The 13,261-nt window shown below is 70.6% G+C and carries 10 protein-coding genes; 5 read left to right on the top strand and 5 right to left on the bottom strand.

Translation table 11 applies throughout. From position 1 onward, the window contains the following. Positions 1 to 73 precede the first annotated feature (73 nt). From Q7J39_RS03860 to Q7J39_RS03845, 4 genes are all read left to right on the top strand, one after another. Entirely contained in the window at positions 74 to 859 is a 786-nt protein-coding gene (locus tag Q7J39_RS03860) for a 3-hydroxybutyrate dehydrogenase (RefSeq protein ID WP_304820600.1), read from the top strand. Positions 860 to 954: 95 nt separating this feature from the next. After that, positions 955 to 1,872, top strand: a complete 918-nt coding sequence (locus Q7J39_RS03855) for a glutathione S-transferase family protein (protein ID WP_304820599.1) — start codon at positions 955 to 957, stop codon at positions 1,870 to 1,872. 11 nt (positions 1,873 to 1,883) lie between these two features. Continuing rightward, positions 1,884 to 2,702, top strand: coding sequence for a crotonase/enoyl-CoA hydratase family protein (locus tag Q7J39_RS03850; RefSeq protein WP_304820598.1), 819 nt, complete (start codon positions 1,884 to 1,886; stop codon positions 2,700 to 2,702). Positions 2,703 to 2,762: 60 nt separating this feature from the next. Beyond that, positions 2,763 to 3,410 (top strand): glutathione S-transferase family protein, encoded by a 648-nt coding sequence (locus Q7J39_RS03845; RefSeq protein ID WP_304820596.1) that lies wholly within the window; start codon positions 2,763 to 2,765, stop codon positions 3,408 to 3,410. Here the strand turns inward: Q7J39_RS03845 and queG are convergent. The 4 genes from queG to Q7J39_RS03825 are packed head-to-tail and all read right to left on the bottom strand — an operon-like array spanning position 3,407 to position 7,272. Then, on the bottom strand, positions 3,407 to 4,516 hold the full coding sequence (gene queG / locus Q7J39_RS03840) for a tRNA epoxyqueuosine(34) reductase QueG (RefSeq protein ID WP_304820595.1): 1,110 nt from the start codon (positions 4,514 to 4,516) through the stop codon (positions 3,407 to 3,409). The genes Q7J39_RS03845 and queG overlap by 4 nt on opposite strands. Next, positions 4,497 to 5,171 carry a glutathione S-transferase family protein gene (locus Q7J39_RS03835; protein WP_304820594.1) on the bottom strand — a complete coding sequence of 225 codons (675 nt, stop codon included), beginning with the start codon at positions 5,169 to 5,171 and terminating at the stop codon, positions 4,497 to 4,499. Before Q7J39_RS03835 ends, queG begins: the two co-directional genes overlap by 20 nt. A gap of 41 nt (positions 5,172 to 5,212) precedes the next feature. Further along, on the bottom strand, positions 5,213 to 6,145 hold the full coding sequence (locus tag Q7J39_RS03830) for a cation diffusion facilitator family transporter (RefSeq protein WP_304820593.1): 933 nt from the start codon (positions 6,143 to 6,145) through the stop codon (positions 5,213 to 5,215). Positions 6,146 to 6,201: 56 nt separating this feature from the next. Next, positions 6,202 to 7,272, bottom strand: coding sequence for a citrate synthase/methylcitrate synthase (locus Q7J39_RS03825; RefSeq protein ID WP_304820592.1), 1,071 nt, complete (start codon positions 7,270 to 7,272; stop codon positions 6,202 to 6,204). Positions 7,273 to 7,360: 88 nt separating this feature from the next. On the opposite strand from Q7J39_RS03825, the gene Q7J39_RS03820 reads away from it, so the two are divergent. Continuing rightward, entirely contained in the window at positions 7,361 to 8,542 is a 1,182-nt protein-coding gene (locus Q7J39_RS03820) for a citrate synthase (protein ID WP_304820585.1), read from the top strand. A 156-nt stretch (positions 8,543 to 8,698) separates the two neighbouring features. Here Q7J39_RS03820 and gltB read toward each other — a convergent pair whose 3' ends face one another. Continuing rightward, a complete protein-coding gene (gene gltB, locus Q7J39_RS03815; protein WP_304820584.1) occupies positions 8,699 to 13,261 on the bottom strand; it encodes a glutamate synthase large subunit in 4,563 nt (1,520 codons plus the stop codon).

Below are 13,261 nucleotides of genomic sequence, written 5' to 3'. Positions count from 1 at the left end.
GTCTTGCGTTCATTGTGCGCCGCAATATGAGCCTGGGGGCCAACCACGTCCGGTTCGCTCGGAGACCGCCGCCATGATCCTGCAATCCAAGTCCGCCGTGGTCACCGGCTCCACCAGCGGGATCGGCCTGGCCATCGCCCGCGCCTTCGCCGCCGAGGGCGCCAACATCATGATCAACGGCTTTGGAAAGCCCGAGGACATCGAGACCGCCCGCGCCGGCATCGAAGCAGAGTTCGGCGTCCGCTGCCTCCATTCCCCCGCCGACATGACCAGGGGCGAGGAAATCGCCGCCATGATCGCCACCGCCGAGCAGGCGTTCGGCGCCGTCGATGTCCTGGTCAACAACGCCGGCATCCAGTTCGTCTCCCCCATCGAGGACTTCCCGGTGGAGAAGTGGGACCAGATCATCGCCATCAACCTGACCGCCGCCTTCCACGCCATCCGCGCGGTGACGCCGGGGATGAAGGCCCGCGGCTGGGGCCGGATCATCTCGACCGCCTCGGCCCACAGCCTGGTGGCCTCGCCCTTCAAGTCGGCCTATGTGGCCGCCAAGCACGGGGTCGTGGGTCTCACCAAGACCGCGGCCCTGGAGCTCGCCCCCCACGGGGTGACCGTCAACTGCATCAGCCCGGGCTATGTCTGGACACCCCTGGTGGAAAACCAGATCCCCGCCACCATGGCCTCGCGCGGCCTGACCCGGGAGCAGGTGATCAACGACGTGCTGCTGGCCGCCCAGCCCACCAAGCAGTTCGTCACCCCCGAAGAGGTGGCCGCCATCGCCGTCTTCCTCTGCTCCCCCGCCGCCAAGCAGATGACCGGCGCCAACCTGTCGGTGGATGGCGGCTGGACCGCGGCCTAGAGCGACCCTGCTGACGCCGCGTCAGAGTTTCGCGCCGTCCAATTCCGTGACAGCGTAAGCCTCGCGCAGGCCATCGAACCTGCCGGGGAGACGTCATGACCGGGATCATCCTGCACCACTACGAGGCCTCGCCCTTCTCCCAGAAGGTGCGCTGTTTCCTGGGGCTGAAGGGGTTGGCCTGGTCCTCGGTGATCACCCCCAACATGATGCCCAAGCCGGACCTCACCCCGCTGACCGGCGGCTACCGGCGCGCGCCGGTCATGCAGATCGGCGCCGATGTCTACTGCGACACCCAGGTGATCCTGGCCGAGATCGAGCGCCGCGCCCCCAACCCGCCCGCCGTCACCGGCCTCGACTGGGCGGTGAATTTCTGGGCCGACCGGCTGTTCTTCCAGACCACCGTGCCGGTGATCTTCGGTGAGATCGGCGACGCTGTGCCCAAGGCCTTCCTCGACGACCGCGAGAAGCTCTCGGGCCGCCCCTTCGATGTCGCCGCCATGAAGGGCGCGGCCGGCGTCATGCGGCCGCAATGGCGCGCCCACGCCGCCTGGATCGACCAGGGCCTGGCGGGCCATCCCTTCCTGTCGGGCGACCGGCCCGGCCTCGCCGACGTCGCGGCCTATATGAACGTCGTCTGGCTCAGCAATGTCCTGCCGGCGACGGCCAAGACCCTGATGACCGGCCTCACCCGCATCCCCGACTGGGCCGAGAAGATGATGGCCCTGGGCGAAGGCGCCCGCGAGGAGATGGCCGGCCGCGTGGCCCTGGAGATCGCCCGCGACACCATGCCCGGGCCCACCCCCGCCCATGATCCCGCCGACGCCCTGGGCCTCGATCCCGGAACCCATGTGACGGTGATGGCCGACGACTATGGCCGCGATCCCATCGCCGGGACCCTGGTGGCCGCCACGCCTGACCGGCTGGTGATCCGCCGGGACTCCGCCGACCTCGGCGCCCTGCATATCCATTTCCCCCGCGCCGGCTACGTGGCCGTGCGCGCCCGACCCCTTTGAAGGAGCCCGCCATGGAAGACCGCATCAAGGTTGATCTGAAGGACGGCGTCGCCGACGTGCGCCTGGTCCGCACCGACAAGATGAACGCCCTCGACGACCACATGTTTCAGGCCCTGATCGACACCGGCGAGGCGCTGAAGACCCGGCCGGGCGTTCGCGCCATCGTGCTGTCGGGCGAGGGCAAGGCCTTCTGCGCCGGCCTCGACATGGGCAATTTCGGCAAGATGGCCTCGGGCGAGCGCGCGGGCGGCCAGTCCTCCACGGGCGAGGCCCTGCTGACCCCCAAGCGCACGCCGGGCGGCTCCAACCGCGCCCAGCACGCGGTGATGGTCTGGCGCGAGCAGACCGTGCCGGTGATCGCCGCCATCCATGGGGTGGCCTTCGGCGGCGGCTTCCAGCTGGCGCTCGGCGCCGACCTGCGCTTCGTCACCGCCGACACCCGCATGGCGGTGATGGAGATCAAGTGGGGCCTGGTCCCCGACATGGGCGGCATCGTGCTCATGAAGCGCCTGGTGCGCGACGACGTGGCCCGGGAGCTGACCTATACCGGCCGCATCTTCGACGGGCAGGAGGCCCTGCGCCTGGGCTTCGCCACCCGCGTCTGCGCCGATCCCCGCGCCGAGGCCCTGGCCCTGGCCGCCGAGATCGCCAGCAAGAACCCGCACGCCATCAAGGGCTCCAAGCGCCTGCTGGACATGGCGCACGACGCCGACCAGCACGCCATCCTGCTGGCCGAAAGCCAGGAACAGGGCGCCCTGATCGGTTCGCCGAACCAGGTGGAGGCGGTGATGTCCAACATGCAGAAGCGCGCGGCGGTCTACGCTGACTGAGGAAGCGTGACAGCCGAAAGTGGACACCGGTTTCGGCGCCCGTCACGCGACAAGGAAAAAATGCTCACACTCTTCCACTGCGCCGACGCCCGCTCCTTCCGCGCCCTCTGGGCGCTGGAGGAGCTGCGGCTGCCCTATGAACTGAAGCTGCTGCCGTTCCCGCCCCGGGTGCTGGCGCCGGAGTACCTGGCGGAAAACCCGCTGGGCACCATCCCCCTGCTGGTGGACGGCGCGACCCGGATGACCGAGAGCGCCGCCATCATCCAGTATCTGGCCACCCGCGACGGCCCGACGCCGCTCTCGGTGGAACCCGGCGACCCGGCCTATGGCGACTGGCTCAACGGCCTGCACTTCGGCGAGGCGACGCTCACCTTCCCCCAGACCCTGGTGCTCCGCTACACGCGCCTGGAGCCCAAGGACCGCCGCAACCCCCAGGTCGCCGACGACTACGGCCGCTGGTTCAACGCCCGGCTCAAGGGGCTCGAGCCGCGCCTGGCCGCCAATGGTGGCTGGTACTGCGCGGGACGGTTCACGGGGGCGGACATCTCGGTGGGCTACGCCCTGCTGCTGGCGCAGACCCTGGGGCTGCACGCGCGGTTTACGCCCGCGGTGGCGGCGTACTGGGGGCGGCTGCAGGGACGCGAAGCGTTCGTCAGGGCGAAGGCGGCGCAGGGCGATGGGCCCGCCGCGACGTGGCAGGGCGGCTAGGCGGCGTCCCACTCCAAGAGCACATCGGCATCGGCTTCCTTCTGCGCGATCCGCAGCACCTCGAACGCCTCCGCATCCAGCAGCCGCCCCAGCGCCCAGACCGCCGCGCCGCGAACCAGGGGCGAGGGATCGACCAGCAGCGTCTCGGCCACCTCGGCCAGGCCCACGTCCCCCGAATTCCCCACCGCATAGAGCACGTTGCGCACGAAACGCTCGCGGCCGATGCGCTTCACCGGGCTCTTGGAGAACAGGGTGCGGAACCTGGGGTCATCCAGCGCCGCCAGCTCTCGCAGGCCCGGCGCCTTGAGCGCGTCGCGGGCGTGCAGCCGCTGCTCCCGCGCCGTCTCGGCGAACTTGTTCCAGGGGCAGACCGCCAGGCAGTCGTCGCAGCCATAGATGCGGTTGCCGAGCGCGGCCCGGAACTCCCGTGGGATCGGCCCCTTCAGCTCGATGGTCAGGTACGAGATGCAGCGCCGGGCGTCGAGCTGGAACGGCGCCGGGAAGGCCTTGGTCGGGCAGATGTCCAGGCAGGCCCGGCACGACCCGCAGTGATCGACTTCCGGGGCGTCGGGGGCCAGCTCCAGCTCGGTCAGGATCGAGCCCAGGAACAGCCACGATCCGAACTCCCGGCTCACCAGGTTGGTGTGCTTGCCCTGCCAGCCGAGGCCGGCCCGGGCCGCCAGCGGCTTTTCCATCAAGGGCGCGGTGTCGACGAAGACCTTCAGCTCGCCGCCGAACTTGCTCGCCAGCCAACTGGCCAGCTGCTTCAGCCGCCCCTTGATCAGCTCATGATAGTCGTCGCCCTGGGCATAGGCCGAGATGACGCCGCGGTCGCGGTGGGCCAGGGCCTCCAGGGGATTGGTCTCAGGACCATAGTTGACCCCCAGCATGATGGCCGACCGCGCCCCGCCCCACATGGCGTTGGGATGGGCGCGGCGCTCGGCGGTCGTGGCCATCCAGTCCATCTCGCCGTGGCGGCCCTGGTCGATGAAGTCGTGCAGCCGCCCGCCCGCCGCCCAGGCCTCGTCGACGCGCGCGAAGCGGCAGGCGTCGAAGCCCAGCTCGGCGGCCTTGGCGGCGATCAGGTCAGAAGTCGAGGTCGTCATAATGCGGCGCCGGCGCGAGGCCGGGCCAGCGGTCGGCCAGCAGCGGCCGGAAGGCCGGCCTCGATTTGAGCTTCATGTACCAGGTCTTGACGGCCTGGAAGTCCGCCCAGGGCACGTCGCCGAAATAGTCGATCACCGACAGGTGCGCCGCGGCCGCGAAATCCGCCAGCGACAGCCGCGTCCCGGCCAGCCAGTCGCGGTCGGCCAGGAGGCTGTCGATATAGAGCATGTGGCCCCGCAGCGCCTCGCGCCCCTGGCGCAGCGACGCCAGGTCCGGGGCGCCCAGGCCCAGCAGCCGCTTCTCCATCTTCTCGTGCAGGATGAAGCCGCCGACCTCGTAGTCGAACTTGCGGTCGAACCATTGCAGCAGGCGCCTGGCCTCGGCCCGCTCGGCGGGCTCGCGGCCCAGCAGGGCGGGTTCGGGATAGGTCTCTTCCAGGTGATCCAGGATCGCCCGGCTCTCGCAGAGCACCAGCGGGCCTTCCGTCAGCACCGGGGTCAGGCCCGAGGCGTTGAGGCTCACCAGCTCCTTGGGCCGCTCCCAGTAGCGCACCGTCTGTTCGGTGAAGGCCAGGCGCTTTTCCCCCAGCGCCAGACGCACCTGGCGCGAGGCGGGATCGAGGGGGAAGTGGTGCAGGGTGCGGTCGGGGGTCATGGGGATGACGCGGCCTACCACAGGCGGCGTTAAGGGCGCGTTTACTGCGCCTGTTCCGCGAACGCCCCGCCGTGCGGCTCGGCCCGCCCGCGCGGGTCGGCATGGATCAGGATGTCGGCATGGGGGAAGGCCGCCAGGATCCGCCCCTCGGCCTCGACGATCACCCGGTGCGCGGCCTCCAGGGTCAGGTCCGGATCGAGGTCGACATGCATCTGCATATGGACATAGGGCCCCGAGGCCCGTGTGCGCAGCTGGTGGACATCGGTGAGGCGCGGGTCCTGGGCCACCAGCTCGACGATGCGGACACGGTCGGCGTCCGGCAGCTCATGGTCCAGCAGCTGGCCGGAGGCCTCGCGGAACACCCCGATGGCCGCCCACAGCAGCAGGGCCGCGACGATCAGCCCGGCGATGGCGTCCAGGCTATGCCAGCCCAGCCAGGCCGCGGCCCCGATGCCCAGGAGGGCGATGAGGTTGGAGGCCACGTCGGTCATGTAGTGGGCCCGGTCGCCGGAGACGGCCACCGAGCTGGTCTGCTTCAGAACCCGGCCCTGGGCCACGATCAGCAGCCCGGTCAGCACCGTGGAGACGGCCATCACCGCCACCGCCCAGCCCTCGTTGGCGACCGGGGTTGGATGCAGGATGTGGACGATCGCCTCCTGGCCGATCAGGGCGGCCGAGGCGAAGACCAGGCCCGCCTGGGTCAGGCTGGCGAAGGCCTCGGCCTTGCCGTGCCCGAAGCGGTGCTCGGCGTCCGGCGGCGCCTGGGCGTAGCGGACGGCGTAGAAGGTCACCAGGCTGGCGATCAGATCCAGCCCCGAGTCCGCCGCTGACGCAAGAAGCGCCACCGATCCGGAGATCAGCCAGACCCCGGCCTTGATCACCACCAGCACCGTGGCCGTGGCCACCGACAGCAGGGTGATCTTCCGCGTCAGGGCGGCGGCGGTCTTGGGGTCGAGGCCGGCGGGGGCGTGCATGGCCCCTATCTAGTGCGGCCCCGCACGCGACCCCAGCGCTAACGACTCTCAGGTCATCACGCCGCGGCTCGCGGGGTCGGCCCCACATAGACCGACTGCGGCCTAATCAGGCGGCCGCCGGCCAGCTGCTCGCGGGCATGGGCGATCCAGCCGGCCGTGCGGCCCATGGCGAAGACGCAGGTGAAGGCCTGCGGCGGGAAGGCCAGGGCCTCCAGCAGCAGGGCGGTGTAGAACTCCACATTGGTGTCCAGGGACCGGTCGGGCTTGTGGGCCTTGAGGATCTCCAGCACCGCGCGCTCCACGGCCTCGGCGAATTCCAGCCGCCCGGACCGGGTTCCCATCCGCCGGATGGCGCCCTTCAGCGCATCGGCGCGGGGGTCGCGGACGCGGTAGACCCGGTGGCCGAAGCCCATCAGCCGGTCGCCACGGGCCAGGGCCGCCTCGATCCAGGGCCGGGCGTTCTCCGCCCCGCCGATGCCGTCCAGCATGTCGATGATCGGGCCCGGCGCGCCGCCGTGCAGAGGGCCTTTCAGGGCGCTGATCCCGGCCAGCACGGCCGACCCCAGGCCCGCCCGCGTCGAGGCCACCACGCGGGCGGCGAAGGTCGAGGCGTTCAGCCCGTGGTCGCTCACCGTCACCAGATAGGTGTCCAGCGCCTCGGCCTGCGCCTGGTCGGGCGCCTTGCCCAGCATGCGCAGGATGTCGGCGGCGTGGCCCAGCGAGGTGTCGGGCGCGATGGGCGCGTCGCCGGCCTGGCCCCGCACCACGGCGGCGGTGAACACCGCCGGTGCGGCCAGCAGGCGCAGGGCGACGGCCAGGTCGTCCCCGTCCGCCAGCCGGGCGGTCAGGGCCCGCATGGCCTCGATGGGGGAAAGCGTCAGGATTCCGGTGTCCATGGCCGAGACCTCGGCGAACACCTCGGCCCGGGCGGCGGCCAGGGGGCCCACCAGGTCGGCGGGCAGGTGGTCGAAGAACCCGTCCCACAGCAGGCGGGTGACCTCTTCGAAGCTGGCGCGGCCGGCCAAGTCGTCCAGCGACCGGCCACGGATGATCAACCGGCCGGCCGCGCCGTCCACGTCGGACATCACGGTGTGGGCGGCGACGACGTCTTCAAGTCCGTCCGACATGGGAGGGCTCCTTTTCCAAGCTCTTGCTAACCGCGATATTTGCCGCCAAGCTGGACGCGTCAATCTTGATCAACATAATCAACATCTGATGCCGCAGACCAAGACCCCACAAGCCAAGGCCAGTGACTGGATCGGCGCCGACGAGGCCCGCGAACGCCTCGGCGTCCGGCCCCAGACCCTCTACGCCTATGTCAGCCGCGGCCGGGTCCAGACCCGCATCGATCCCGCCGACCCGCGCCGCAGCCTCTACCGGGCCGCCGACATCGCCGTCCTGGTTCAGCGCAAGACCCGCAGCCGCAAGGCTTCGGAGGTGGCGGCCGGCGCCATCGCCTGGGGCGAGCCGGTGCTGGTCTCCGCCATCACCACAATCGCCCAGGGCCGGCTGTTCTATCGCGGCCGCGACGCCGTCGAACTGGCCGAGACCGAGACGCTTGAGTCCGTCGCCCGGCTGCTGCGCGGCGGCCATGGCGCGGCCCTGAAGCGCACCGACCGGCCCCAGCCGCCGCAAGCGCCCGACATGACGGCGCGGGCCTTCCTGGCGCTGGCGGCGCGGGCGGGGGTCGATCCGCCCGCGCTCGGCCGCCATCCCCTGGCCCTGGCCGTCGAGGCCGCCACCCTGCTGGACGTGCTCACCGACGCCATCGCCGGCGAGGTGGGCGGCGGGGCGATCCATAACCGCCTGGCCTTCGCCTGGGGCCTGGGGCCCGGCGGGCCGGGGGCGGACCTGGTGCGCCGGGTGCTGGTGCTGCTGGCCGACCACGAGCTCAACCCCTCGGCCTTCGCCGCCCGGGTCGCGGCGTCCACGGGTGCGTCCCTGGCCGCCGCTGCGCTCGCGGGCCTCGCCACCCTGTCAGGCCCGCGTCATGGCGGAGCCCCCGCCGCCATCCGGGGCTTCGCGGCCGAGGCCGCCCAGGGCGGCGCGCGCGCCGTGATCGCCGCCCGCCTGGCCGAGGACCGGGTCCTGCCGGGCTTCGGCCACCAGCTCTACCCCGACCGCGATCCTCGCGCGGCGGCCCTGCTGGACCGCTTCGACCTGACCCCGGAGATGGCCAGCCTGCGGGCTGCAGCCGAGGACATCACCGGCCTGGCGCCCAATATCGACTTCGCCCTGGTGGCCATCTCCGACGCCCTCAAACTCCCCCGCGAAGCCCCCTTCGCCCTCTTCGCCACCGCCCGCTGCGCCGGCTGGATCGCTCACGCCATCGAACAGGGCCAGACCGGCGCCCTGATCCGGCCGAGGGCTAGGTATGTGGGGGTGGAGGTGTCCTAGCCCCCTCCGTCACGCGCCTGCCGGCGCGCGCCACCTCCCCCGACACGCGCTGCGCGCTGGGGGAGGAATTGGGAGCGCGAAATTCCTCCCCCTCCGGGGGAGGTGGATCGGCGCGCAGCGACGAGACGGAAGGGGCTAGGCCCTCTCCGCCCTGCCTCACGCCCGGTGATGCACCGCCTCTTCCTCGGCCAGCGGCTTGTCGAGGCGGTGGACCATCTCCTTGGGGACCACCTGCCAGAACTTTCCAAGATGCCGGTCCCAGTCGCGCAGGATGCCGGCGGCGAAGGCTGAGCCGGTCTCCCGGGCGTGTTCCTCCACCAGGCCGTGCAGCTCGGCCTCCCAGGCCCGGGTCCCGATCCGCTGTACCACCACGCTGTCGGTGTTCAGGTGGGTCAGGAAGCGGTCGTGCAGGTCCAGCACATAGGCCATGCCCCCGGTCATCCCGGCGGCGAAGTTGAAGCCCACCGGTCCCAGGATCACCGCCCGGCCGCCGGTCATGTATTCCAGCCCGTTGGCGCCGCAGCCCTCGACCACGGTCACGGCCCCGGAGTTGCGCACCCCGAACCGCTCGCCCGCCAGGCCCGCCGCGAACAGCCGGCCTGAGGTGGCGCCATAGAGCACGGTGTTGCCCAGGATGGCGTTGGCCTCCGGCGCCGCCAGGTGCGGAGAAGGCCGCAGGATGATGGTCGCCCCCGACAGGCCCTTGCCGACATAGTCGTTGGCCTCGCCGGTCAGCTCGATGCGCAGGCCCTGGACCGCGAAGGCTCCCAGGCTCTGACCCGCCGAGCCCTTGAGCTGCACGGTCAGGTGCCCGGCCGGCAGACCGGTCATCCCAAACCGCCGCACGATGTGCGACGAGGTCCGCGAGCCGATGGCGCGCGCGGTGTTCTGCACCGTGTAGGTCAGCTGCATCTTCTCGCCCCGCTCCAGCAGGGGGGCGGCGTCGCGGACGATCTGGGCGTCCAGGGTGTCGGGCACCTCGTTGCGCCCCTCCACCACGCAATAGCGCGGGTTCGACCCCGGGTCGGCCATCACCAGCAGGGGGTTGAGGTCGAGGTCGTCCAGGTGCTCGCCGCCGCGGGAGACCTGCTGCAGCAGGTCGGTGCGGCCGACGATCTCCTGGATCGACTTGAAGCCGAGCGAGGCCAGGATCTCGCGGACCTCCTCGGCGATGAAGGTGAAGAGGTTGATCACCTTCTCCGGGCTGCCGGAGAACTTCTCCCGCAGGGCCTCGTCCTGGGTGCAGACCCCCACCGGGCAGGTGTTGGAATGGCACTGGCGCACCATGATGCAGCCCATGGCGATCAGGCTCGCGGTTCCAATCCCGAACTCTTCCGCCCCCAACATGGCGGCGATCACCACGTCGCGGCCTGTCCGCATGCCGCCGTCGGCCCGCAGGCGGACCGAGTGACGCAGGTTGTTCAGGGTTAGGACCTGGTTGGCCTCCGACAGGCCCATCTCCCAGGGGCCGCCGGCATACTTGATCGAGGTCTGCGGCGACGCCCCGGTGCCACCGACATTGCCGGAGATCAGGATCACGTCGGCCTTGGCCTTGGCCACGCCGGCGGCGATCGCCCCGATGCCGGTCATGGCCACCAGCTTCACGCAGACCCGCGCGGTCGGGTTGATCTGCTTCAGGTCGTAGATGAGCTGGGCCAGGTCCTCGATGGAATAGACGTCGTGGTGCGGCGGGGGCGAGATCAGCATGACGCCCGGCGTCGCGTGCCGCAGACGTGCAATCAGCTCAGTTACCTTGAACCCAGGTAACTGCCCGCCCTCGCCGGGCTTGGCGCCCTGGCTGACCTTGATCTCGATCTCGCGGCACTGGTTGAGATATTCCGCCGTCACCCCGAACCGTCCCGAGGCGATCTGCTTGACCGCCGAGTTGGGGTTGTCACCGTTGGGCAGGGGCTTGTAGCGGGCTGAATCCTCGCCGCCCTCGCCGGAGACGCTCTTGGCCCCGATCCGGTTCATGGCGATGTTCAGCACCCCGTGCGCCTCGGGGCTCAGCGCCCCCAGGCTCATGCCGGGCGTCAGGAAGCGCTTGCGGATCTCGTTGACGCTCTCCACCTCGTCCAACGCCACCGGCCGTTCGCCGGACCGCCAGTCCAGCAGATCGCGCAGCTGGATGGTGGGCTGGCGGCGCATCCCGGCCGAGAACCGCTGGTAGGCGGCATAGTCGCCGCTGTTGCAGGCGGCCTGCAGGGTGTGGATCATGCGGGCCTCGAAGGCGTGGCTCTCCCCGGCGGACCGCGCCTTGTAGAGCCCCCCCACCGGCAGGCTCACGGCGCCCGGATCCCAGGCGCGCCGATGCACCTCGACGGCCTTGGCCTCCAGACCGGCCAGGCCGATGCCGGAGATGCGCGAGGGCATGCCCGGGAAGAACTCCGCCACCAGGGCGCGGCTCAGGCCCACGGCCTCGAAGTTGTAGCCGCCGCGATAGGAGGAGATCACCGCGATCCCCATCTTGGCGATGATCTTCAAGAGCCCGCCCTCGATGGCGTGCTTGAAGTTGGCGCAGACGTCGTGGAGCGTCAGCGCCCCGGTCAGGCCGCGCTCCAGCCGGTCCTGGAAGCTTTCCTGGGCCAGATAGGCGTTCACCGCCGTCGCCCCGACCCCCACCAGCACCGCGAAATAGTGGGTGTCGAGGCACTCGGCCGACCGCACGACGATCGAGACGTAGGAGCGCAGGCCCTTGGCCACCAGCCAGGAATGGACCCCGCCCGTGGCCAGGATCATCGGCAGGCCCACCCGGCCCGGCCCCGAGGCTTCGTCGGTGAGCACGATGGTGGCGCAGCCGCGCAGGGCCGCATCCTCGGCCTCCGCGCGGATGCGGTCGAGATTGGCCCGCAGGGCGTCGCCGGGCCGCCCCGCGTCGGCCGGGATCGGCATGGTGCAGTCGATGCTGGCCATCGAGGCCTCGCCGATGATGCCCATGATCCGCTGGTACATGCCGGTGGTCAGCACCGGGCTTTCCAGCACGAAGACGTCGGTCTGCGCCTCGTCCTGGGCCAGGATGTTGCCGAGGTTCTTGAACCGGGTCTTCAGGCTCATGACCCCGGCTTCCCGCAGGCTGTCGATCGGCGGGTTGGTCACCTGGCTGAAGTTCTGCCGGAAGAAGTGGCTGAGCGGCCGGTACTGGTCGCTCAGCACCGCCAGGGGCGCGTCGTCCCCCATGGAGCCCACCGCCTCCTTGCCGTCCTCGATCATCGGCGCCAGCAGCAGCTCCAGGTCCTCCAGGCTCATCCCGGCGGCGGCCTGGCGCCGCGTCAGCTCCTCGCGGCCATAGGCGCGAGGTTCCGGACCCGGTGCGATCTGGGCCTCCAGGTCCACCATGTTGCCCAGCCACTGGTCATAGGGATGCTGGGCGGCGAGGCGGTCGATGATCTCGTCCTCCTCGTAGAGGCGGCCCTCCAGCAGATCGACGGCCACCATGCGGCCCGGCTGGATGTGGGCCTTGCGCACGATGCGGGCCTCGTCGACCCGGCACATGCCAGCCTCCGAGCCCATGATCAGCAAGCCATCGTCGGTATAGGTCACCCGCAGGGGGCGCAGGCCGTTGCGGTCCTTGCCGGCCACGACCCAGCGGCCGTCGGTGGCGCAGATGGCGGCCGGCCCGTCCCAGGGCTCCATCACCGCGTTGCAATAGGCGTAGAGCGCCCTGTGGGCCGGGCTGATCTGTTCGTCGCTCTTGTGCGCCCAGGCCTCGGGGATCAGCAGGGCCTTGGCCATGGGGGCGTCGCGGCCCGCCCGGACCAGCACCTCGAAGGTGTTGTCCAGGGCCATGGAATCCGAGCCGCTGGCATCCTGGATCACCGGCTTCACGTCGTCCCCGAAGTCGCCGAAGGCGTCGGCGGCCATGCGGATCTCGTGGCTCTTCATCCAGTTCAGGTTGCCCTTCTTGGTGTTGATCTCGCCGTTGTGCGCCAGCATCCGGAACGGCTGGGCCAGCCGCCATTCCGGGAAGGTGTTGGTGGAATAGCGCTGGTGGAAGATCGCCACGGCGGCGGTGAACCGTTCGTCGGTCAGGTCGGGATAGAAGGCGTCGATGTGCTCGGCCAGGAACATGCCCTTGTAGATCAGCGAGCGGGCCGACAGCGAGCACAGGTAGAATTGCTGGATGCCGGCGGCCAGCACCCGCTTCTCGATGCGCTTGCGGCACAGGAACAGCGCCCGCTCCAGGGCCTCCCCCTCCAGGCCGGCGGGGCCCGCCAGCATGATCTGCTCGATCTCGGGGCGGGTGGCGTTGGCCTTTTCGCCGATCACCCGGGTGTCGGTCGGCACCTGGCGCCAGCCATAGATGTAGAAGCCGAACCGCAGGGCCTCGGCCTCGACGATGGTGCGGGCCGCCTCCTGGGCGTTGAGGTCGTTGCGCGGCAGGAAGACCTGGCCCACCGCGATGGGGCCGGGCCGCAGCTTGTGCCCCGTGCGCTTCACCTGGTCGGCGAAGAAGTCCTGGGGCACGGAGACCAGCACGCCCGCGCCGTCGCCGGTCTTGCCGTCGGCGTCGATGGCGCCCCGGTGCCAGACACTCTTCAGCGCCCGGATCGCCAGCTCCACCACCTCGCGGCGCGGCTGCCCGTCCAGGGCGCAGACCAGTCCCACGCCGCAGGCGTCCCGTTCGGAGTCGGGATCATAGGCGTGGCCGTCGATAAGCTTCTGGCGGTTGGCGAGGTAGCGCTGCGTATCCTCACCCGCCCACTCTGGAAACTGGCTCAT

Source organism: Phenylobacterium sp., from assembly GCF_030651185.1.
Classification (GTDB): domain Bacteria; phylum Pseudomonadota; class Alphaproteobacteria; order Caulobacterales; family Caulobacteraceae; genus Phenylobacterium.
The sequence above is the reverse complement of the archived record's forward strand: the minus strand, read 5'-3'. Positions and strand labels throughout refer to the sequence as shown.

Excerpts from the sequence above, each read along its gene's own strand:
- Q7J39_RS03860 (WP_304820600.1), top strand. The coding sequence starts at position 74 with ATGATCCTGCAATCCAAGTCCGCCGTGGTCACCGGCTCCACCAGCGGG.
- Q7J39_RS03855 (WP_304820599.1), top strand. The coding sequence starts at position 955 with ATGACCGGGATCATCCTGCACCACTACGAGGCCTCGCCCTTCTCCCAG.
- Q7J39_RS03850 (WP_304820598.1), top strand. The coding sequence starts at position 1,884 with ATGGAAGACCGCATCAAGGTTGATCTGAAGGACGGCGTCGCCGACGTG.
- Q7J39_RS03845 (WP_304820596.1), top strand. The coding sequence starts at position 2,763 with ATGCTCACACTCTTCCACTGCGCCGACGCCCGCTCCTTCCGCGCCCTC.
- queG (WP_304820595.1), bottom strand. The coding sequence starts at position 4,516 with ATGACGACCTCGACTTCTGACCTGATCGCCGCCAAGGCCGCCGAGCTG.
- Q7J39_RS03835 (WP_304820594.1), bottom strand. The coding sequence starts at position 5,171 with ATGACCCCCGACCGCACCCTGCACCACTTCCCCCTCGATCCCGCCTCG.
- Q7J39_RS03830 (WP_304820593.1), bottom strand. The coding sequence starts at position 6,145 with ATGCACGCCCCCGCCGGCCTCGACCCCAAGACCGCCGCCGCCCTGACG.
- Q7J39_RS03825 (WP_304820592.1), bottom strand. The coding sequence starts at position 7,272 with ATGTCGGACGGACTTGAAGACGTCGTCGCCGCCCACACCGTGATGTCC.
- Q7J39_RS03820 (WP_304820585.1), top strand. The coding sequence starts at position 7,361 with ATGCCGCAGACCAAGACCCCACAAGCCAAGGCCAGTGACTGGATCGGC.
- gltB (WP_304820584.1), bottom strand. The coding sequence starts at position 13,261 with ATGAGCCAGTTTCCAGAGTGGGCGGGTGAGGATACGCAGCGCTACCTC.